The organism is Methylobacterium sp. J-070 (assembly GCF_022829385.1).
Lineage (GTDB): Bacteria > Pseudomonadota > Alphaproteobacteria > Rhizobiales > Beijerinckiaceae > Methylobacterium.
On the sequence record NZ_JAKSXX010000066.1, the window covers coordinates 23,896 to 44,372 of the forward strand.

Consider the following 20,477-nt stretch of genomic DNA (forward strand, 5'->3'; position numbering starts at 1 on the left):
TCGGACGCCATCTCGCCGCCCATGACAGACGTGGCTCCCCTGATCCTGACGCTCGCCTTCGACGAGCCGACCCTCGCGCGCTTCGACGGCGAACGGCGACGCTACTTCCCCGAGGCGCTCAACCGCATCCCGGCCCACGCCACCCTGTTCCACCACCTGCCGGGCGACCGGGAGCGGGGCGTGATCGAGGCGATCACCGCCCTTGCCCGCACCGTGCCGGCCCCGGACGTCGTTGTGACCGGCCTGCGCTTCACCGGGCGGGGCGTGGCCTACGTCCTCGAATCGGAGTCCCTGGCGACGTTCCGAGCCCGTCTCGCCAGGGAATTCGGGGCCTCCCTCACCGCGCAGGACCGGCAGGGCTGGCGCCCGCACGTGACGGTGCAGAACAAGGTGTCGCCGGATGCGGCTCGGGCGCTCCACGCCGACCTGTCGGCCTGCTTCGCGCCGTTTCATTTCACCGCACCCGCGACCCTGTTGTGGCGCTATCTCGGCGGCCCGTGGGCGCCGGTGGCGCGCCTGCCGTTCGGGGAGAACGCCTGATGCCGTCGGCTTTCCGTCCGGACGGTGCGTCATGAGGGCGCCGGAGAACCTGCGGTACGCCCGCCTGACCGAGCCGGCGATGACGGTCTGGCTGCGGCTGCGCCTCAACGAGGTTGGGCCCCTCGTCGCCCTGCTCTGCGTCAGCATCCTCGGCTACGGCTTCTTCTATCTGGCCCATGAGGTCGGCGAGGGCTCCACGGCGGAGCTCGACCGCAGGATCCTGCTGGCCCTGCGCAACCCGGCCGATCTCGCCGATCCGATCGGGCCGCCCTGGCTCGAGGAGACGATCCGCGACATCACCGGTCTCGGCAGCGTCTTCACGGTGCTGTTCCTGACCTGCGCGGTGGCGGCCTACCTCGCCGTTTCGGGGCGGCGGCGGATCGGCGCCTTCGTCCTCGCCGCGGTCGGCAGCGGCGAGCTGGTCTCGACGATCCTCAAGATGTTCTACCAGCGGCCGCGCCCGGATCTGGTGCCGCACGGCATGGAGGTGTTCACCGCGAGCTTCCCGAGCGGCCACGCCACGATGTCGGCCATCGCCTACCTGACCCTGGCGACCCTGATCGCCCGGGTCGAGCGGAACCGAAGCGCCAAGGCGCTCCTGCTCGGTCTCGGCGTGACGGTGACGCTGCTCGTCGGACTCAGCCGGATCTATCTCGGCGTCCACTGGCCGAGCGATGTCCTCGCCGGCTGGTGCATCGGCGCCGCCTGGGCCTCCCTGTGCTGGTTCGTCGCCCTGCAATTGCAGCGGCGGGGCGAGGTCGAGGCGCCGGATCCGCCCCCGCCGGCCTGAGGCCAGCGGCCGTCCCGGCTGCCTCCCTGGGGACGGCCCGACGCCGGCAGCCGCGTATTCGCAGGGTCGCGATGTTCGGTCTCGACCCGGCGTTAACGTAAATCGGAGGTTAAGCCGGGCCGGTCGGTGCGCGCGTGGCCGCAACGCGGTTGTCGGAACAGTCATCCCCGACGAGGACATCCGATCGTGATCGAGCGTCGTCAGACTGCCCGCCGCCGCGTCTGCCTCGGCGGCCTCGTCAAGGTCGCCGCCTTCCTCCCCGGGATCGACTGCAGGCTGCGGGATGTCTCCCTGGGCGGCGCGAAAATCCGCGTGTCCGACGCCGACACCGTGCCGGCATGCTTCGACCTGTTCGTTCCGTGCCGGGGCGAGATCCGGCGCGCCGTCGTGGCGTGGCGTGCGGGCGCCATGGTCGGGGTCGTCTTCGACGGGACGCCGGCGGTCTCGGAACCGGAGTCTCTCGCCCGACGGCTCGCCGCCAGCGAAACCCAGGCGGCGCGTCTGCGCGCCGCGCTGCTGGCCGGAAACAGCCTGGAGCCCGGCTGCGTTCACTGAAGCGCGGACGGTGCGACCGACGGCGACCGGCGACGGTTCGCGAGGGTGCCATCGTGCCGCCGCTCCAGCGAAATGGCGAGGCCCATGACGGACGAAAACCGGCTCTCACGACGCAGCCTCCTCGCCGCCGGGAGTGCCATAGCCGGCGCCGCAATGGGCGGCGGCGCCCAGGCGGCGCCGGCCCCGTCGGTCCCTGCCGATACCGGCGCGGTGCAGGGTGGCCGGGTGATGTTTCCGAACTGGCGCGGCTCGGGCGACCGCCCGCCCGCACCGACGCCCGCGCCGCAGCCGCCGGGCCAGCGAGTCGGCTACTGCGTCGTCGGCCTCGGGCGCCTGAGCCTCGACGAGATCCTCCCGGCCTTCGGGGCGACCAAGCGCTCGCGGCTGGCCGCCGTGATGTCGGGAACCCCCGACAAGGCCAAGCTCGTGGCGCGCCAGTATGGTCTGCCCGACGAGGCCGTCTACGGCTACGACGCGTGGGACCGGCTGAAGGCCGATCCGAACGTCCAGGCCGTCTACGTCGTCACGCCGAACGGCGTGCATCGGGACAATGTCCTGGCGGCGGCCGCGGCCGGCAAGCAGGTGCTCTGCGAGAAGCCGATGGCCGCCGCGTCGCAGGAATGCCGCGACATGATCGCGGCCTGCGCCCAGGCGAACGTCAAGCTGATGATCGCCTATCGCTGCCAGTACGAGCCCCACAACCGCGCCGTGATCCGGATCGCCCGCTCGGGGGAGTTCGGCCGGCCGCGGATGATCCAGGCGTTCAACGGCCAGACCACCGGGCTGCCCGAGCAGTGGCGGCTCAAGAAGGCGCTGGCGGGCGGCGGATCGCTGCCGGATATCGGGCTTTACTGCCTGAACACGATCCGCGCCGTGCTCGGCGAGGAGCCGGAGCTCGTTCAGGCTCAGATCCATTCCCCCGCGGACGATCCGAAGTACCGCGAGGTCGAGGAGACGGTGAGCTTCACCCTGCGCTTCCCGTCCGGCGTGATCGCGCAATGCCTGTCGAGCTACGGCGTCTACGAGGCGCGGTCCTTGACCCTGCACACCGGCAATGCCGCGATCGACCTCCAGAACGCCTTCGCGTACGAGGGCCAGCGGCTGTATGTCAGCCACCGCGACGGCAAGGCTGGCGCGCGGGACGAGAAGGTCCTCAGCCCCAAGAACCAGTTCGCCCTGGAGATGGACCACTTCTCGCGGTGCATCCAGGAGAACCTGCGGCCGCGCACGCCCGGCGAGGAGGGCCTGCAGGATCAAGTCCTGATGGAGGCGATCTACGAGGCCGCCCGCACCGGCGCGCCGGTGAAGGTCGGGCCGCCTCCGGGCGCCGGCTCCGGCCTCGACGTGACCCGCGGACCGGAGCCGGAGGAAGCGGGCTGAGCGGTTTCAGGCGACCCGTCCGGTTGGATCGGCGGATCGGGCTGATCCGCCCGCCAGACCATCTCCGATCGCTTGAGTCGGATCTGCCGTCCTTGTCCCCGGATCGACGCGACCCGGGGCTTGAATCGGAATCCACCTCAGAACGGCAGGAGGATATCGACGATCTGCTGGCCGTAGCGCGGCTGCTGGACGTCGGTGATCTGCCCGCGTCCGCCATAGGCGATCCGGGCCTGGGCGATCTTGGTCGAATCGATGGTGTTGTCCGCCTCGATGTCCTCCGGCCGGACGACGCCCGCGACGACCATCTCGCGGACCTCGAAGTTGACCCGGATCTCCTGCTTGCCCTCGACCACGAGGTTCCCGTTGGGCAGCACCTGCGTGACGACCGCGGCGACATTCGTGGTCAGGGTTTCGGCGCGCTGGACCGAGCCGGCACCGTCGTTGGCGGTCGCCGAGGTGGCCGAGAGCAGCGCCGTGGCGCCGACCCCGAAGGATTTGCCGACCGCGTTGTTCTCAAGCCCGAGGGCGTTCGGCAGGCCGAAGCTCTCGGTGTTGGCGCGGGACCGCTTGGTCTCGTTGCTGATGTTCGCCTGATCGGTGACGTTCACCTTCACGGTCAGGAGGTCGCCCAGCCGGGCGGCGCGCTGGTCCTTGAAGAAGGCCCGGGAGCCGGTGCGCCAGAGCGAATTCGGCGCGTAGGAGACCGGCTGCACGTCGGGCATCGGCATCCGCACCGGCTTGTAGCCGGGCTGGGTCGTGGGATCCTCGATCGCCGACAGGGCCGGGGTCGCGCCGACCTGCGAGAGCCGGTCCGCGGTGTTGCAGGCGCCGAGCGCGCCGGCGATCAGCACGGCGGCGAGCGGGTTGAGGACGGTGCGGCTGGCCATCGGTCAGGAACTCTTCGACGCGTACGGAACGGGCGCTCAGTGCAGGGAGGCGGTCGTCTGGACCTGCCCGTTAGAGGCACCCTTCTGGGCCGCGGAGCCGGGGCCGACCGAGACACGGCCGGGACCCACGACGGTCGCCTGCAGGACCTTCTTTGAGGTGACGTTGACGACGTTGACGACGGCCCCCAGCCGGCCCGCCTCGTTGGCGATGCCGCGCATCGACAGGCTGATGCTCGGCGTCTCGTACACGATGGTCACGTTCTCGCCCCGGGCTACCAGTTCGGGCGGCGCGGTGTCGGCGGCCCGCAGCACCGTGCCGGCCGTGAGCCCGTGCTGCGCGACCTCACCCAGGATCGCGGTGGCGCTCGCCTGGGCGTCGGCCGCCACGGCGTCGCGCGGGCGGCGCTCCATGACGACGTCGCCCTCCTTCACGGGCTCGCCGCGGTTCAGCGCGCGGGTCAGCACAGCCACTTCGCGGAGCTCGACGATCACGCCGGAGACCCGCAGCGACGCCTGCCGCTCGCCCAGGCTGACCAGCCCGGCGACCCGGCGCGACCGCACATCGTAGGTCAGGTCGAGGGCCGCGATCTGGCCTTCGAGATCGATCGGCGCCAGCAGGGTCGGGCCGTCGCCGTCGAACCGGATCGCGATGCTGCGCGGGTCCAGCCCGTAGCCGGTCTGCAGGCTCTGCTTGAGCGCCGTCTCGATCTCCGGAGGCCCGAGGCGGCGGGCGGCGCGCTGAACCGCGATCTGCAGCCGGCCTCCGGTCTCCAGTCCGGCGAGGCCGATGGCGGTGGCCGCGTCGACGATGCGCCGGGTCTGGATCGTTCCCGTGGCCCCCAGCGCCGGCGAGCGGAACAGCGGCCGCGCCGCAAGGGCGGCCGGCGCGCCCTCGACGAGGTCGGCGAGCGTCAGCACGTCGCCCCGGGCGGTCACATCGCCGCGCAGGCGCAGGCCCTCCGCGCGGGCGATCGCGGGGATCGCCAGCGCGCCGAGCACCGCGAAGGTCAGGAAGGCCAGCATCGCGCGCAGCAGCACGGCCGTCCCCACGGGCGCCACCCGCGACCGGGACGGACGGACGATCGGGCTGAGGTCGCTCTCGTCCGCCGCCGTGCTGACGAGAGCGACGGCCTCGAAGGCGGGGTCTTGGTGCATTCCGGCATACATCGTCAGGAACCTGAGCGGGCGGGTTAGCTGCGGAACATCTGCGTGGTGGTGGAGAGCATCTGGTCGGCGGCGGTGACGACCTTCGAGTTCATCTCGTAGGCGCGCTGCGCGGCGATCAGGGAGGAGATCTCCGTGACCGCGTTGACGTTCGCTTCCTCGAGGTAGCTCTGCTGCAGGTTGCCAAAGCCCTCGGCGCCCGGCAGGCCGCTGATCGCCGGCCCGGAGGCCGCGGTCTCGATGAACAGGTTGTCGCCGATCGATTCGAGGCCGACCTTGTTGACGAAGCGCGAGAGCTGGAACTGGCCCAGCGCCTGCGGCGCCGTCTGGCCGGGCAGCGTCGCCTGCACGGCGCCGGTGGCGCTGATCGTCACCGCGGTCGCGGTCTGCGGCACGGTGATCGCCGGGTCGAGCAGGTAGCCGTCGCGGGTGACGAGCTGCCCGGAGGCCGACAGGTCGAAGGAGCCGTCCCGGGTGTAGGCGGTCCGGCCATCCGGCATCGTCACCCGGAACAGGCCCTCGCCGCGGATCGCGACGTCGTAGTCCTTCTCGGTGGACGACAAGGTCCCCTGCGACATCACCCGGGCGGTGGAGGTCGTCTTCACGCCCGAACCGAGGGCGAGCCCGGCGGGGAGCTGGGTGTTCTGCTCGGAGGTCGAGGAGCCGGCCCGGCGCAGGTTCTGATAGAGCAGATCCTGGAAATGCACCTGCTGGCGCTTGTATCCGGTGGTGCGCAGGTTAGCGATGTTGTTCGAGATGACCTGGACGTTGAGTTCCTGGGCCGCCATGCCGGTGGCGGCCGAGTAGAGGGCGCGCATCGGTCCGCCCCCTTACGCGACGTCGGCGAGGCGGCGGATCGCCGTGCCCCGCAGGTCGTCGAGGCGGGAGATCATGCTCGACACCATGGCGTAGGAGCGGTTCACGTCCATCAGCCGGGTCATCTCGATCACCGGCCTGACGTTCGAGCGCTCCAGCGTGCCGGGTTCGAGGCGGCCGTCGACGCCGGCGGGGCGCGCGGGGTCCGGCGAGGCGTAGAGGTTGCCGCCCTCGTTCGTCAGGCGCTGCGGGTTGGCGAAGCTGACGAGCTTGATCTTCCCGCGGATGCCGAGATTGGTGGAGACCGTGCCGTCGGGACCGATCGCGAGGCCGGTCTCCTGCGGATTGATGGTGATCGCGCCGCCGTCGCCGACCACCTTGTAGCCGTCGCTCGTCACGAGCGCGCCCTGCGGGTCGATCTCGAAGGCGCCGTTGCGGGTGTAGCGCTCGCCCTGCGGCGACTGCACGGCGATGAAGGCCGAGCCCTTGATGGCGACGTTCAGCGGGTTTCCGGTCTGCTCGATCGGCCCCTGCCCGAGGTCGAGGGTGGTGCCCTGGTCGATGACGTAGGAGAGCCGTCGGTCGGGCCGGGCGAAGGAATCCGCGCTCGCCACCGGCATCAGGTATTCCTGGAAGCGGCTGTTGCGGGCCTTGAACCCGTTGGTCGACACGTTCGCCATGTTGTTGGCGATGACGTCCAGTTCGCGCTGGAGCGCCATCTGGCTCGACACGCCGACGAAGAGGGCATTCTGCATCGTGGACTCTGAGACTCGGCCGCCGCGGTGGCGGCAACGATCCATTCAGCATGCGCCGTGCCACCGGGCGCCACCCGGGTTCCTCCAGATCGCGCAATGGCTTACCGGAGATACCGGAGCTTGCGACCGAGCAGCCTTACCGCCCCGCGGCAAACATGACTCGGCAGGAATTGCCCGCTTAACGGCGCGTTAACCCTGATGCTTCGATATCCGGGTGTACCGGGCGCCGGATCGGCCCGAGAGAGCATTATTCCATGGCCAAGAAGCCCAAGAAGGCCAGCGCCGAGGACGGCGAGGCCGGAGCCGAAGCCGCCCCGAAGGGCAAGAAGAAGCTCATGATCATCGTCGCCGCCGCACTGCTGGTCGCGGGCGGCGCGGGCGCCTTCCTGATGATGGGGCACGGCGGCGGTCACGGCGAGGGCCAGGAGGCCGCCGGGGGCGGCCACGGGGGCGGTCACGGCCAGGACAGCCACGCCGCCGTCGGCCCGGACGGCAAGAAGCCGGTGGTCTTCGTGGAGGTGCGGGAGATGGTCCTGAACCTCAGCCCCGACCTGCCGCAGGACAAGGCCCGCTACGCGAAGGTGCGGCTCTCCCTCGAACTCAAGGATGCCAAGGTCGAGGAGGAAGTGAAGCCGCTGATGCCGCGCGTCGAGGACGCGCTCCAGGTCTACATGCGCGAGCTGCGCGCCAGCGATCTGACCGGATCGGTGGGCCTGTTCCGGCTGCGCGAGGAGCTGCTCCGGCGCGTCAACATCGCCCTCTTCCCCGCCAAGGTCGAGGCCGTGCTGTTCAAGGACGTGATCGTCCAGTGACGCACCGGAGGACCCGTCCCGTCACCCGCGCGGCGCGGCGCCGAGGCTTGATCGGATACGCCTGATGGAACCCGAGGACGAACTCCCCGAGGACGACTGGTCGGCGGCCCTCCTGGAGCAGGGTGCCGAGGGCGGCGACACGTCGCTCGCCGAGGAATGGGGCGCCGCGCTTGCCGAGCAGGGCACGACGCGCAGCGCCGGGGACGTCGCCGCCGAATGGGCGACGATGATCGAGGACGGGGAGAGCGACAACCTCCCCGAACTCGCCGGCAACGACCGGGTCCTGAATCAGGACGAGATCGACGGCGTCCTCGGCTTCTCGATGCGCGAACTCTCGGCCTCCGGGGCCGGGGGCGTGCAGGCCATCGTCGATTCCGGCGTCGTCCAGTACGAACGCCTGCCGATGCTGGAGATCGTCTTCGACCGGATGATCCGGTTGCTGTCGACCTCCCTGCGCAACCTGTTCCAGGACAACGTCGAGGTGACCCTCGACAACATCACCTCGGTGCGCTTCGGCGACTACCTCAACGCGATCCCGCTGCCGACGCTGCTCGGCGTGTTCCGGGCCGAGCAATGGGAGAATTCGGGCCTCGTCACGGTCGATTCGAACCTCGCCTACGCGACCTTCGACCTCCTGCTCGGCGGCAAGCGCGGCGGCTCGTCGAGCCGCCTCGACGGCCGGCCGTTCACCGCCATCGAGATGACGCTGGTGCGCCGCCTCGTGGAGATCGTGCTCGGCGACCTGGAGATGTCGTTCCAGCCGATCTCGCCGGTGACCTTCGGCATCGACCGGATCGAGACCAACCCGCGGTTCGCCACCATCACGCGGCCCGGCAACGCCGCGATCCTGATCAGCCTACGCCTGGACGTCGACGGGCGCGGCGGCATGCTGCAGATCCTGTTCCCGTACGCGACCATCGAGCCGATCCGGGAACTGCTTACCCAGAGCTTCATGGGCGAGAAGCTCGGCCGCGACCACGTCTGGGAGGGCCACCTCGCCACCGAGATCTGGCAGGCCGACGTCGCCATGGAGGCGGTGCTGCACGAGATGATGCTGCCGTTGAAGCAGGTGATGAGCCTGAAGGTGGGCGAGACGCTGATGTTCGACGTCAAGCCGTCCGATCTCATCACCGTGCGGTGCGGCGACTGGGCCCTCACCCAGGGGCGGATCGGCCGGGTCGACGGCCACATCGCCGTGCAGGTGACCCGCCCCCTGCGCCGCTCGCGCACGACGATCCAGGCCTACGAGGCCTCCCTGAACAACCGCTCGGACAGCTGAGCGCGATGAGGACCCGCGCATGAGTCTCTTCGTCACGCTCGCCGCCGACCTGCTGGTCGCGGTGCTCCTGGCGGCGACGATCGTCACGTCGCTGCGGCTGTCGCGCCGGATCAGCCAGCTCAAGGGCGACGAGACGGCCCTGCGGCAGACCATCGGCGACCTGATGGTGGCGACCGGCACCGCCGAGCGCGCCATCGCGGGCCTGCGCGCCGCCATCGACGAGGCCGACCGCACCCTCAACACGCGGCTCGAGGCCGCCGCCGCCCGTTCCGCCGAGCTGCGGCTGCAGGTCGAGGCCGGGGAGACGGTGGTGACGCGCATCGGTGCCATCGTGGCGCAGATGCGCGCGGTGCCGGCCCGCCTGGAGCCGGTGGCGGCTCCGGCGGCGCCCGAGCCGGAAATCGCCGCGGCACGTCGCGCCGAGCCCGTGAGCCCGAACGGGGAGCGCCTCGGGGCCGCCGCCGCGGCGGCCCTCGCCATGAGCGAGCGCGCCCTCGCCCGGGTCCGGGCGCGCGCCGCGTGACCGGGGTCAAGGCCCCGAAGATCCCGCCGCGGAAGATCGAGCCGGCGCGCAAGCCGCGCCCCACCGGCACGCCGCTGCGCCGGTCCCGCATGAGGCCGGTGCGCCCGATGCGGCTGCGCCTCGTCGACGCCGTCGCCCTCGCGGCGGCCGGGCTCCTCGTCCTGAAGCTCCTCAGCCTGCTGCAGGCCGGCCTGCCGGAAAGCGGCGCGCTGCCGGAATTCGGACGGGCGGTGGCCCGGGCACGCACCGGCTTCGATGTGCCCGACCCGGTCACCACCGGATCGGTGGGCGCCAAGGAGGAGGCCGCCGCCGCGCCCGAGAGCGCCCCGGAGCCGCCACCGGTGCCGATCGGGTCGCCGCCCGGGGCTTCGCCCACGGAACGCGTGATCCTTGAGAAGCTCGGCGCCCGGCGCGACGCCCTGCGCCAGAAGAATGAGGAGCTGGACCTCCGGGAGAAGATGCTGAACGAGGCCGAGCGCAAGCTCGAGACCGGGCTCGGCGACCTGAAGAAGGCCGAGGACAAGGTCGATACCGTCGCCAAGGCGAAGGAGGATGCCGAGAAGCAGGGGCTCAAGAACATCGTCACGATGTACGAGTCGATGAAACCCAAGGACGCCGCCCGGGTATTCGATCGCCTCGGGCACGAGGTTTTGGTGCCGATCGTCCTCGCCATGAATCCGCGCAAGATGGCCGAGGTCCTGGCGGTGATGCAGCCCGAGACCGCCGAGCGCCTCACCGTGGCGCTCGCCAACCGCGCCCGCGGCGGCACCGCGCAGGCGCAGGCCGGTCCGGGTCTGCCGGCGAGCGAGCTGCCGGCGATCGATCCCGGGCCGCCGGCGCGGTAGCGCCTGAGGTGTCGCCGGAGCGGCACCTTTGACCCATGGCGCGCCATCGGCGGCTCGCGGTAGGGTCCGGCAAGACCGATGGCCGCCGCGATCCGCGGGCGGCGCTCTGGGAGAACCCGCATGCCCGATCCCACGACCCTGCGCGGCCTGTCAGGCCTCAGCCCGGCCCCGGCCGGCCTCAAGGGCTCGGCGCTGGTGATGATCGATCTCCAGCAGACCTACCGCGAGGGCGTGATGCGGCTCGACGGCGTCGAGCCGGCGATCCGCGAGGCGGCGGACCTCCTGGCCCGGGCGCGCGCAGCCGGTATCCCGATCCTGCATGTCCGCCACGATGCCGGACCGGGCTCGCCCTACGACGTCACCGCGCCGGTCGGCCAGATCAGCCCGGAGGTGGCCCCGCAGGGCGACGAGCCGGTGATCACCAAGGCCTATCCCAGCTCCTTCGTCGGCACCGACCTCCAGGCGCGGCTGGAGGCGATGGGCGTGAAGGACCTCGTCCTGGCGGGCTTCATGACGCATATGTGCGTCAACTCCACCGCCCGCAGCGCCTTCAACCTCGGCTTCCGCCCGACCGTCGTGGCCTCCGCCACGGCGACCCGCGACCTGCCGGGTCCCGACGGCGGCGTGGTGCCCGCGGCCCAGCTTCAGGCCGCCAGCCTCGCGGCGCTGGGCGACCTGTTCGCCGTGGTGGCGCGCCGGCAGGGCGACATCGCCGATTGAGGCGCCGGCCGCGGCACGGTCACGGGCGCATCGCGGCCACGACGTCGTTCAGGCTCGGCCGCCGGTCGGGATCCGGATCCGTGCAGGCGCGCTCCAGGATCCGCAGGTGCTCCAGGGGCGCCGTGCAGCGCTCGAGCAGCTCGCCGAGCAGGATCCCCACCGCCCGCACCTCGATCCGCGCCAGGGCCATGCCGGCCGGCCCGGGCGGCAGCGCCGAGGCGGCGCCGAAATCGCTGAGCACGGCGTCGCCGGTGGCGGCGTCCCACAGCGTGTTGTGGGCGTAGACGTCGCCGTGCAGCAAACCGCGTCCGTGCAGGTGGGACACCGCACCGGCGACGGAGCGCGCGATCCGCACGAGCCGGTCGGGATCGAGCCGCAGCTCCGGCGCGTAGACGTCGCGGCTGCAGCTCGCGAGGCTCGGCGGCCCGGCGAGCACCCGCCAGTCCGCCGGCAACAGCCGGAGCAGCAGGCCCTGCGCGGCATCGGGATGGCCGTCGAGCCGGCCCAGGGCCCCGGTGAGCGCCGGATGCGCGCCCGCGGCGAGGCACGCCTCCATCTCCCGTTCGGGGAGGCCGTCGCTGGTCATGGCGCCCTTGAACAGCTTCAGCGCCACGGCAAGGGGGCCGTCGGGAGCGCGCCAGAGGGCGCGGTGCACCCGGCCCGACGCGCCCTCCCCGAGCAGGTCGCCGACCTCCAGCTCCGCCCACGGCACGCGCGGCGCGTCCGCCGGCTCCGTCACCGGTTCGGCGGGATTGCCCGCGTAGGCGATCCAGGCGAGGCGCGGGAGCCGGCCGAGCCACGGCGGCAGTGCCGCGAGCCGGTTGCAGGAGAGCCGGATCAGCTCCAGGTTCGCCGCCCCGGCGAGGCCGTCGGGCAACGCGGCGATCCGGTTGCCGGACAGCATCAACTTCTGCAGGAGCGGCCGCTCGCCGAGGGCGGATGGCAGCTCGGCGATGTGGTTGTCGGTCAGCGTGAGCCAGCGCAGGTCGCGCGGGAGCGCCTCCGCCGGCACCTCGCGGATGCCGCAGCCGCGGAAGCCGAGCTGGCCGAGGGAAGGGCAGTCGCCCAGGACCGGTGGCAGGCGCGGAAAAGGATTGCCGGAGCAGAACAGCACCCGGAGGCGGTGCAGGCGCCCGAAATCGGCCGGCAGCTCGGTGAGGCTGCCCCGGCCGAGGTCCAGCACCTCCAGGGTGTCGGCGAGGCCGGAGACCTCGTGCGGCACCGCCGAGAGCCCGTCGGGCAGGCGCAGCTCGCGCGCGCCGGCCAGATCGCCGCGCCGGAGGGCCGCGAGCGTGTCGGTCCGGTCCACCGCTCAGCCCCGCTTGAAGAAGGCGTCAGCGGCCCCCTGCGCTGCCTGCTTGGCGGCCCGGGCCGCCTCGATCCGGGCGATCTCGGCCCGCAGGAGCGCGACGCGCTCGTCGAGGTCGGAGAGCGAGAGCGTATCCAGGGGCTGCCCGATCTCGTGGGTGACGGCCTTGCGCGGCCTATCGTCGTCGTCCCGCACGCTCTCCTCCCTACAGGAATGCCCGCCCGGCGCCGTCCCAGGGCAGGCCCAGATGAGCCGCCACCGTGGCGCCGATATCGGCGAAGGTGTCGCGACGGCCGATCGCGCGGCCGGCAATGCCCGGGCCGAAGGCCAGGACCGGGACCTGCTCCCGGGTGTGATCGGTCCCGGTCCAGGTCGGGTCGTTGCCGTGATCGGCGGTGATCACCGCGAGGTCGCCCGGGGCCAGCGCGGCCAGGATATCCGGGATCCGGGCGTCGAAGGCCTCCAGCTCCGCCGCGTAACCCGGCACGTCCCGGCGGTGCCCGTGCTCCGTGTCGAAATCGACGAGGTTGACGAAGATCAGGCCGCCATCCGGCAGGTCCGCAAGGGCGTCGAGTCCTGCCCGGAGGCAGGCCGCGTTCGGTCCGGGCTTGATCTCGCGGCCGGTGGCGCGATGGGCGAAGATGTCGCCGATCTTTCCGACGCTCACCACTGTGCGACCGGCCGCCTCCGCCCGGTCGAGCAGCGTCCGGCCCGGGGGCTCGACGGCGAAATCCCTGCGGTTGCCGGTGCGGCGGAAGCCCGCCTCCGGCGTGCCCACGAACGGCCGGGCTATCACCCGGCCGACCCGGTAGGGATCGCAGAGGCGGCGCGCCACCCGGCACAGATCGTAGAGGCGCTCCAGCCCGAAAGCTCCCTCGTGGGCGGCGATCTGGAACACGCTGTCGGCGGAAGTGTAGCAGATCGGCCGACCGGTCCGGATGTGCGCGGCCCCGAGTTCGTCGATGATGGCGACGCCCGGCGCGTGCCGGTCGCCGAGGATGCCGGGCAAATCCCCCTCGGCGATCAGCGCGTCGGTGAGCGCGGGCGGAAAGGCGGGCCGCGTCTCGGGGAAATGGCCCCAGGGCTCGGTCAGCGGCAGGCCGGCGATCTCCCAATGGCCGGACGGCGTATCCTTGCCGGCGGCCGTCTCGACGGCATGGCCGTAGGCCCCGCCGGGCGGCTCCGCCGGAGCCAGGTGCGGCGGGATCCGGCCCGACGCTCCGGCGGCGGCGAGGCCGAGGCCGAGCGCCGCGAGATGGGGAAGGCGAAGCGGGCCGGCGCGCAGGCCGGCCCGGTCGCCGCGACCCGCCGCGCAGGCCTCGGCGATGTGCCCGAGCGTGTCGGAGCCGGCATCGCCGTAGGCGGCGGCGTCCGGTGCCCCGCCGATGCCGACCGAATCGAGGACGATGAGCAGGGCGCGCGGCACGGTCAGACGGGCTCCAGCTCTGTCGGGGCGTCGCTGTCGAGGGCGAAGGCGGCCTTGAACAGGGCGCGAGTATAGGCCGTCCGCGGATCGGAGAAGATCGTCTCCGCCGGGCCCTCCTCGACGACGCGGCCGTTCTGCATCACCACCACGTAGTTGGCGAGCGCCCGGACCACCTTCAGGTCGTGGCTGATGAACAGGTAGGCGAGGCCCCGCTCCCGCTGGAGATCGCGCAGCAGCGTCACGATCTGGGCCTGGACCGAGCGGTCGAGGGCCGAGGTCGGCTCGTCGAGCACCACGAAGCGGGGCTCCAGCACCATGGCCCGGGCGATGGCGATGCGCTGGCGCTGCCCGCCGGAGAATTCGTGCGGGTAGCGGTCCATGGCGGAGGGGTCGAGCCCCACATCGGTCAGGGCCTTCGCCACCACGGCCCGGCGCTCGGCCCGGGTCCGCACGGTGCCCTGGACCACGAGACCCTCGGCGACGATGTCGCCCACCGACATGCGCGGCGAGAGCGAGCCGTAGGGGTCCTGAAAGACCACCTGCATATCCTTCCGCAGCGGGCGCATCTGCGCCACGCCGAAGCCGTCGATAGCCTTGCCGAGGAACACGATCGGGCCGTCCGAGCCGGTCAGCCGCAGCAGGGCGAGGCCGAGCGTCGTCTTGCCCGAGCCCGATTCGCCGACGACGCCCACGGTCTCTCCGGCCCGGACCCGCAGGGCGACGCCGTCGACCGCCTTGACGTGCCCGGTGACGCGCCGGAGCAGGCCGGACTTCAGCGGAAACCAGACCTTGAGGGGCCCCGCCTCGACCAGCGACGCAGCATCGGCTGGCACCGGGTTGGCGCGGCCCTTCGGTTCGGAGGCGATGAGGCGCCGCGTGTACTCGTGCTGGGGATCGGCGAAGACGGCCCTGGTGGGCCCGGCCTCCACGATCTTGCCCTTCAGCATCACGCAGACCCGGTCGGCGATCCGCTCCACGATGCCGAGGTCGTGGGTGATGAACAGCATCGCCATCCCGAGTCGCTTCTGCAGGTCGGCGAGCAGCGCCAGGATCTGCGCCTGCACGGTGACGTCGAGCGCCGTGGTCGGCTCGTCGGCCACCAGCAGATCCGGCTCGCAGGCGAGCGCCATGGCGATCATCACCCGCTGGCGCTGGCCGCCGGACAGCTCGTGCGGGTAGGCGCCCAGGCGGCGCTCCGCGTCGCGCAGGCCGACGAGGTCGAGCAGTTCCAGGACGCGCTGCCTGGCGGCTTTCCCGGTCAGGCCGCGATGGAGGCCGAGCACTTCGCGGATCTGCCGCTCGATCGTGTGGAGCGGGTTCAGCGAGGTCATGGGCTCCTGGAAGACCATGGTGATGTCGGCGCCGCGCACGTCGCGCATCGCGCGTTCCGGCAGGCTCGCGAGGTCGCGACCCTTGAACAGGATCGCGCCGCCCTGGCGCGCCGCGCCATCGAGGAGCCGGAGGATCGCCAGCGCCGTCACCGACTTGCCGGATCCGGATTCCCCCACCAGCGCCAGGGTCTCGCCGCGGCGGATGCTGAAATCGATGCCGTCGACCGCCATGGTCTCGCCCGCGCGGGACCGGAAGGCGACGGACAGACCCTCGACGGAGAGGAGCGGCTGGGTTTCGGCCTCGGACATGGTCCCCTTATAGCGCGCCGTCGCCGGGACCCTAGTGTACCCTGCGGTGACGGCGGGTCGGTCCCGGCGCGGCGTGCCGACCCACCCGGGCGCGCAAGGGGGAGATCGTCATGGACGCAAGCGCCGAGGCCTTCGCCGCGGGGATCTGGGCCGCCCTCGACGGGCCGCCCGGCGCTGCCGCCTCCCTGGGGTTCACCGGACGGGGAGCGCTGCCTTCGGCCTTCGGGGTCACCGATCTGGCGGCCGGCTCCGTGGCGGCGGCGGCGCTCGGCCTTCGGGAGGTCGCCGGCACGGCGGGTCCCGTCACCGTCGACCGGCGGCTCGCGTCCTTCTGGTTCGCGACGTCGTTGCGTCCGGACGGCTGGCGCGTACCGGCCCCATGGGATCCCGTGGCGGGCGACTACCTCACCCGCGACGGATGGATCCGTCTGCACACGAACGCGCCGCACCACCGGGCGGCGGCCGAGCGGGTGCTCGGCCCCCAGACGGATCGCGCCGGCATGGCGCGGGCGGTGGCCGACCGGACCAAGGCGGAACTGGAAGCCGCAATCCTCGCCGAGGGCGGATGCGCGGCCGAGATGCGCGGCCTCGCCGATTGGGCGGCCCACCCGGCCGGAGGCGCCGTGGCGGGGGAACCTCTGGTGGCGTTCGAGCCGGGCTCCAACCGCTCGGCATCCCGCTGGGCTCCGCGGCCCGGGCGGGTGCTCGACGGCCTCCGGGTCCTCGACCTGACGCGGGTGCTCGCCGGACCGGTGGCGACACGGTTCCTCGCGGGCTTCGGCGCCGACGTGGTTCGGATCGACCCGCCCGGCTGGGACGAGCCCGCCCTCGAGCCGGAGGTCACGCTGGGCAAGAGCTGCGGACGCCTCGACCTGCGCCGGGATGCCGACCGGGCGACCTTCGAGCGCCTCCTGTCGGGCGCGGACGTGCTGGTTCACGGCTATCGGCCGGGTGCCCTCGACGGGCTCGGTTACGGCGCTGCCGCACGGCAGTCCCTGGCCCCCGGCCTCGTCGAGGTCTGCCTCGACGCTTACGGCTGGACCGGCCCCTGGGCCGGCCGGCGCGGCTTCGACAGCCTCGTTCAGATGAGCTGCGGCATCGCCGAGGCCGGACAGGACTGGAAGCAGGCCGATCGGCCGGTGCCCCTCCCCGTCCAGGCCCTCGACCATGCCACCGGCTACATGATGGCGGCGGCCGTGCTGCGTCTGCTGGCCTGCCGGCTGCGCGACGGCACCGGTGGCCGGGCCCGGCTGTCGCTCGCCCGCACGGCGGCGTTGCTGACCGCGGCCGGTCCGGCGATCCCGGACGAGCCGCTCGCGCCCGAGGACGCGGACGATTTCGACGCGGAGATCGAGGCGACGGCGTGGGGCCCCGCCCGGCGTCTGCGGCCGCCGGTCGTCGTGGCGGGCCACCCGATGCGCTGGGCGCGGGCGGCGCACCGCCTCGGGGACGACGCTCCGGCTTGGGCGGACGATCCGGCGGATTGATCCGCAACCGAAGGTCGCTACAAGCGCCTGCGTGACCATCTCAAGCCTGCGCTTCGGCGCGCTCTTCGCTCTCCCGGTCCTCGTCGCGGCGCGCATGGCTGCGGCTGCCCCGTCGGAGGGCGCGACCGAAACCGTCGAGCAGGCGCTGTGCCGCCTCATCGACGAGTCCGCGAAGGCCCGCAGCCTGCCGGTGCCGTTTTTGACCCGCTTGATCTGGCGCGAGAGCAGTTTCCGCGTGGGCGTCGTCAGCCCGGCCGGGGCGCAGGGAATCGCGCAGTTCATGCCCGGGACCGCCCGGGAGCGCGGGCTCCTCGACCCGTTCGATCCGGAACAGGCGATCCCCCACGCCGCGCACCTGCTGGCGGATCTCAAGGTCCAGTTCGGCAATCTCGGCCTCGCCGCCGCCGCCTATAACGGCGGCGCCGCACGCGTGTCCAAGTGGCTCGCCGGGGACGGGGGCCTCCCGGCCGAGACCCGCGCCTACGTGGCGGCCATCACGGGCGTTCCGGCCGACGACTGGCGGACCGGACCCGCCAAGGGGATCGAGTATCCCGAGGGGGGCGCCCCCGAGAAGCCCGCCGGGAAAGACACGAAGCCGGACGCGCCGCAGACCTGCCTGCAGGTCACGGCGAGCCTGCGCATCCCGGCCCGCGGCGACCGGTTCGCCCTCGGGCTGAACGAGGGTCCGGCCGCGCCCTGGGGCATCCAGCTCGCCGGCAACTTCTCGAAGGCGCTCGCGCTCCAGAGCTTCAATCGCGCCCGCAGCGCCTACGCGGGGGTGATCGGGGAGGTCCGGCCGATGATCATCGGAACCCGGCTGCGCAACCGCGGGACCCGGGCCTTCTACCGGATCCGTATCCCGGCACAGAACCGGCAGGCCGCGGACGACCTGTGCGGCCGGATCCGCAGGGTCGGGGGCGCCTGCTTCGTGCTGCGGACCTGATTTTTCACAGCGCGCCGCGCCAGCGTCATCAATCCGCCCCGAGACCGGCGCCGTATCGGACGATCGGGACAACCGGATGGGATATGACACGACTCCTCACCGCGCTCGCCAGCCTGCTCTGCCTGGGTCTCGCGGCGTTCGGCCTGAACGCCGCCTCGCCGCTGGCCCTGTTCGACGCGATCGGTCCGCGCGATCCCGGAGGCCGGCTCGCCGCCAAGGACCAGAGCTTCGGCGCGGGCCCGCGCCGGCGCCTCGACGTCTATGTCCCCGTCGCGGCCGCCGAGAACGCCCCGGTGCTGGTCTTCTTCTACGGCGGCTCCTGGCAGAGCGGCTCCAAGGATGATTACGCCTTCGTCGGGCACGCGCTTGCCGCCCAGGGCTTCATCACGGTCCTGCCGGACTACCGGCTCTTCCCGGAGGCGCCGTTCCCGGGCTTCCTGGAGGACGGGGCCGCGGCCGTGGCCTGGGTGCGCGAGAACATCGCGGCCTATGGCGGCGATCCGCGCCGGATCGTGCTGGCCGGGCATTCGGCCGGCGCCTACAACGCAATGATGCTCGGGCTCGACCCCCGCTATCTCGCGGCGGCCGGCGTCGATCCCAAGGTGATCAAGGCCGTCGCCGGACTGTCCGGCCCCTACGACTTCCTGCCGCTCGACCAGGACACCACCGTCAAGGTGTTCGGGAAGGCGCCCGATCAAGCCGCGACGCAGCCGGTCACCTTCGTCGGACCGCTCTCGCCCCCGGCCTTCCTGGCGACCGGCGAGGCCGACACGGTCGTCAAGCCGCGGCACACGGTCAGCCTCGCCGCCAAGCTGCGCGCCGAGCATGTCCCGGTCCAGGAGCGGATCTATCCCGGGCTCGACCACAAGGATACGCTGCTGGCCCTCTCCGTCACCTTCCGCTCGAAGGCCCCCGAACTCGCCGAGATGGCGGCGTTCCTGATGCGCCAATCCGCCGGGCGTTCCCAATATACGATGAAGCGCTGAACGACGCGGCCGGGCGTCAAGGTTATCGCGCGATCGTTGGGTGCAACTTTCGATTAGGGCGTCGCCCTCCGTCGCCCTGCCGCTAGTATGAGCCAGGGCGCAAGGTGCGACCCGCGCGGTGGACGGTATGGCTTCGGCGGACGTGGCGATCGGGATCCCGGCCGACGGACGGCAACGCGACGTCGCGGGACGCGACGTGCCGGATGTCCTGCGCGTGCTCCTCAACGGGGCTGTCTTCGTCCTGCTGTGGAATCACGTGTGGTTCCAGGATCTCGCGGACCGGTCGGCCCTGGCGGCGGCCGAGGACGGCAGCCTCCTGACCCAGGTGCTGTTCGGCGGGGCGGGCCTCGCCATGGCCTGGGCGATCCACCGGATCGGCCTGCGCCACCTACGTCCCCTCGCGAGCCGCCCCCTGATCCTGTGCGCAATCTGGCTCGGGCTGACCGCGATGCTGTCGGTCGAGCCGAGCCTGTCGCTGCGGCGTCTCACGCTCTTCGCCATCGCGGCGATGCTCTCGGCCGGCGTCCTGATCGTGGCCCGCTCGCCCCGTCAGCTGGCGCTGACCCTGGCGGGCGCGGCTTTGGTGATCCTGGTCTCGTCCTACCTCGCGGTCGCGCTGGTGCCGGATCTGGCGATCCACTCCGCCTTCGACGTCAATTCCGACCCGAGCCACCCCGGCCTCTGGCGCGGGATCTTCCCGCACAAGAACGAGGCTGGCGCCGCCATGGTGATCCTGGTCCTCGTCGGATTGTACATCGCCACCGCGGCGAGTCGCGTGCTGGGCTGGAGCATCGTATTCCTCGCCGCCGGCCTGCTGGTCGCGAGCGGGTCCAAGACCGCGATCCTTCTTCTCCCGGTGATCCTCGCCGTCACGGGCCTCTGCCAGGTCCTGACCGGCGGCTTGGCGCGGACCCTCCTGCTGCTCGGTCCGGTCGCGGGCTTCTCGGTGATCTCGATCGGCTCGGTCCTGATCCCGCCGATCCGCGACGCGGTCGGGGCGCTTCTGACCGACGCGACCTTCACCGGGCGCAGCGAGATCTGGCAGTTCGCCCTCGACAACATCTTCGTCCGCCCCTGGCGCGGCTGGGGGATCGGCGCGTTCTGGATGACCGAGCGCACCATGTTCGCCGGCTCCGAGGAACTGACCTGGGTCAACACCGCCAACCACTCGCACAACGCCTATCTCGATACGGCGCTGATCGGCGGCTTCCCGTTCCTCGTGCTCACCGTGGTGGCCTTCGTGCTGGCGCCGGTGCGCGACCTTCAGCGCGCCGCGGGCGGAACCCGGCTCGATGCCGAGACGCTGCTGTTCCTGCGCCTGTGGTTCCTCGGGCTGGTCTCGGCCTCGTTCGAGACGGTGCTGTACAACGGCAACAACGCCACCTGCTGCATGTTCATGATGGCGGTGTTCGGCCTGCGCCTGCGCACGCGGTACGCCGTCGCGGCGGGGTGAGGCCGGCGGGGGCGGCAAGGGCCGCGACACGCAGCGCCTTCGGCGGGGCGATCGACAAGCACGCGAACCTGCGCGGGAAGAACGTCGCGCATCCCATCCGGCCGCGGCCTGGGCGTTGTCGCTGATCTGAGGCGCCGGCGACTTGGTCTCGTCGCGGCGAACGGCCC

The 20,477-nt window shown here is 72.0% G+C and carries 21 protein-coding genes; 13 read left to right on the plus strand and 8 right to left on the minus strand.

Translation table 11 applies throughout. The features are described from left to right. Positions 1–21 precede the first annotated feature (21 nt). The 4 genes from MKL01_RS04755 to MKL01_RS04770 all read left to right on the plus strand — a co-directional run bounded on the left by MKL01_RS04755 (position 22) and on the right by MKL01_RS04770 (position 3,265). Entirely contained in the window at positions 22–540 is a 519-nt protein-coding gene (locus MKL01_RS04755; RefSeq protein ID WP_243904076.1) for a 2'-5' RNA ligase family protein, read from the plus strand. 31 nt (positions 541–571) lie between these two features. Continuing rightward, a complete protein-coding gene (locus tag MKL01_RS04760; RefSeq protein WP_243904077.1) occupies positions 572–1,330 on the plus strand; it encodes a phosphatase PAP2 family protein in 759 nt (252 codons plus the stop codon). Positions 1,331–1,516: 186 nt separating this feature from the next. Further along, entirely contained in the window at positions 1,517–1,885 is a 369-nt protein-coding gene (locus MKL01_RS04765; RefSeq protein WP_243904078.1) for a PilZ domain-containing protein, read from the plus strand. An 84-nt stretch (positions 1,886–1,969) separates the two neighbouring features. Next, entirely contained in the window at positions 1,970–3,265 is a 1,296-nt protein-coding gene (locus MKL01_RS04770; protein ID WP_243904079.1) for a Gfo/Idh/MocA family protein, read from the plus strand. Between the two features lie 137 nt (positions 3,266–3,402). On the opposite strand, the gene flgH is transcribed toward MKL01_RS04770, so the two are convergent. The 4 genes from flgH to flgF are packed head-to-tail and all read right to left on the minus strand — an operon-like array spanning position 3,403 to position 6,887. Beyond that, positions 3,403–4,152 (minus strand): flagellar basal body L-ring protein FlgH, encoded by a 750-nt coding sequence (gene flgH, locus MKL01_RS04775; RefSeq protein WP_243904080.1) that lies wholly within the window; start codon positions 4,150–4,152, stop codon positions 3,403–3,405. Positions 4,153–4,188: 36 nt separating this feature from the next. After that, entirely contained in the window at positions 4,189–5,319 is a 1,131-nt protein-coding gene (gene flgA, locus MKL01_RS04780; protein ID WP_409566201.1) for a flagellar basal body P-ring formation chaperone FlgA, read from the minus strand. 23 nt (positions 5,320–5,342) lie between these two features. Then, the gene (gene flgG, locus MKL01_RS04785; protein ID WP_010687235.1) at positions 5,343–6,134 is read right to left on the minus strand and encodes a flagellar basal-body rod protein FlgG; all 792 of its coding nucleotides are present in this window, start codon (positions 6,132–6,134) and stop codon (positions 5,343–5,345) included. A gap of 12 nt (positions 6,135–6,146) precedes the next feature. Beyond that, positions 6,147–6,887 carry a flagellar basal-body rod protein FlgF gene (flgF, locus tag MKL01_RS04790; protein ID WP_243904082.1) on the minus strand — a complete coding sequence of 247 codons (741 nt, stop codon included), beginning with the start codon at positions 6,885–6,887 and terminating at the stop codon, positions 6,147–6,149. A 254-nt stretch (positions 6,888–7,141) separates the two neighbouring features. On the opposite strand from flgF, the gene fliL reads away from it, so the two are divergent. The 5 genes from fliL to MKL01_RS04815 all read left to right on the plus strand — a co-directional run bounded on the left by fliL (position 7,142) and on the right by MKL01_RS04815 (position 11,066). Beyond that, on the plus strand, positions 7,142–7,699 hold the full coding sequence (gene fliL, locus MKL01_RS04795; RefSeq protein WP_243904083.1) for a flagellar basal body-associated protein FliL: 558 nt from the start codon (positions 7,142–7,144) through the stop codon (positions 7,697–7,699). 61 nt (positions 7,700–7,760) lie between these two features. Beyond that, positions 7,761–8,978, plus strand: a complete 1,218-nt coding sequence (gene fliM, locus MKL01_RS04800; RefSeq protein WP_243904148.1) for a flagellar motor switch protein FliM — start codon at positions 7,761–7,763, stop codon at positions 8,976–8,978. A 19-nt stretch (positions 8,979–8,997) separates the two neighbouring features. After that, the gene (locus MKL01_RS04805) at positions 8,998–9,501 is read left to right on the plus strand and encodes a DUF6468 domain-containing protein (RefSeq protein ID WP_243904084.1); all 504 of its coding nucleotides are present in this window, start codon (positions 8,998–9,000) and stop codon (positions 9,499–9,501) included. Beyond that, positions 9,498–10,346, plus strand: a complete 849-nt coding sequence (locus tag MKL01_RS04810) for a MotE family protein (protein WP_243904085.1) — start codon at positions 9,498–9,500, stop codon at positions 10,344–10,346. Before MKL01_RS04805 ends, MKL01_RS04810 begins: the two co-directional genes overlap by 4 nt. 120 nt (positions 10,347–10,466) lie before the next feature. Further along, positions 10,467–11,066, plus strand: coding sequence for a cysteine hydrolase family protein (locus tag MKL01_RS04815; RefSeq protein ID WP_243904086.1), 600 nt, complete (start codon positions 10,467–10,469; stop codon positions 11,064–11,066). A 19-nt stretch (positions 11,067–11,085) separates the two neighbouring features. Here MKL01_RS04815 and MKL01_RS04820 read toward each other — a convergent pair whose 3' ends face one another. Genes MKL01_RS04820 through MKL01_RS04835 form a run of 4 tightly spaced genes read right to left on the minus strand, consistent with a single transcriptional unit; the run spans position 11,086 to position 15,441 of the window. Beyond that, positions 11,086–12,375: a leucine-rich repeat-containing protein kinase family protein gene (locus MKL01_RS04820; protein ID WP_243904087.1), complete on the minus strand. Its 1,290-nt coding sequence runs from the start codon at positions 12,373–12,375 to the stop codon at positions 11,086–11,088. Positions 12,376–12,378: 3 nt separating this feature from the next. After that, positions 12,379–12,570 (minus strand): DUF1192 domain-containing protein, encoded by a 192-nt coding sequence (locus MKL01_RS04825; RefSeq protein ID WP_243904088.1) that lies wholly within the window; start codon positions 12,568–12,570, stop codon positions 12,379–12,381. Positions 12,571–12,580: 10 nt separating this feature from the next. Next, the gene (locus MKL01_RS04830) at positions 12,581–13,801 is read right to left on the minus strand and encodes a phosphopentomutase (RefSeq protein ID WP_243904089.1); all 1,221 of its coding nucleotides are present in this window, start codon (positions 13,799–13,801) and stop codon (positions 12,581–12,583) included. Positions 13,802–13,803: 2 nt separating this feature from the next. Continuing rightward, positions 13,804–15,441, minus strand: a complete 1,638-nt coding sequence (locus tag MKL01_RS04835) for an ABC transporter ATP-binding protein (RefSeq protein WP_243904090.1) — start codon at positions 15,439–15,441, stop codon at positions 13,804–13,806. Positions 15,442–15,551: 110 nt separating this feature from the next. On the opposite strand from MKL01_RS04835, the gene MKL01_RS04840 reads away from it, so the two are divergent. The 4 genes from MKL01_RS04840 to MKL01_RS04855 all read left to right on the plus strand — a co-directional run bounded on the left by MKL01_RS04840 (position 15,552) and on the right by MKL01_RS04855 (position 20,310). Continuing rightward, the gene (locus tag MKL01_RS04840) at positions 15,552–16,928 is read left to right on the plus strand and encodes a CoA transferase (protein WP_243904091.1); all 1,377 of its coding nucleotides are present in this window, start codon (positions 15,552–15,554) and stop codon (positions 16,926–16,928) included. Positions 16,929–17,022: 94 nt separating this feature from the next. Then, a complete protein-coding gene (locus tag MKL01_RS04845; protein WP_243904149.1) occupies positions 17,023–17,871 on the plus strand; it encodes a lytic transglycosylase domain-containing protein in 849 nt (282 codons plus the stop codon). An 83-nt stretch (positions 17,872–17,954) separates the two neighbouring features. Beyond that, positions 17,955–18,857, plus strand: a complete 903-nt coding sequence (locus tag MKL01_RS04850) for an alpha/beta hydrolase (RefSeq protein ID WP_243904092.1) — start codon at positions 17,955–17,957, stop codon at positions 18,855–18,857. 127 nt (positions 18,858–18,984) lie between these two features. After that, positions 18,985–20,310, plus strand: coding sequence for an O-antigen ligase family protein (locus MKL01_RS04855; protein WP_243904093.1), 1,326 nt, complete (start codon positions 18,985–18,987; stop codon positions 20,308–20,310). Positions 20,311–20,477: the final 167 nt, after the last annotated feature.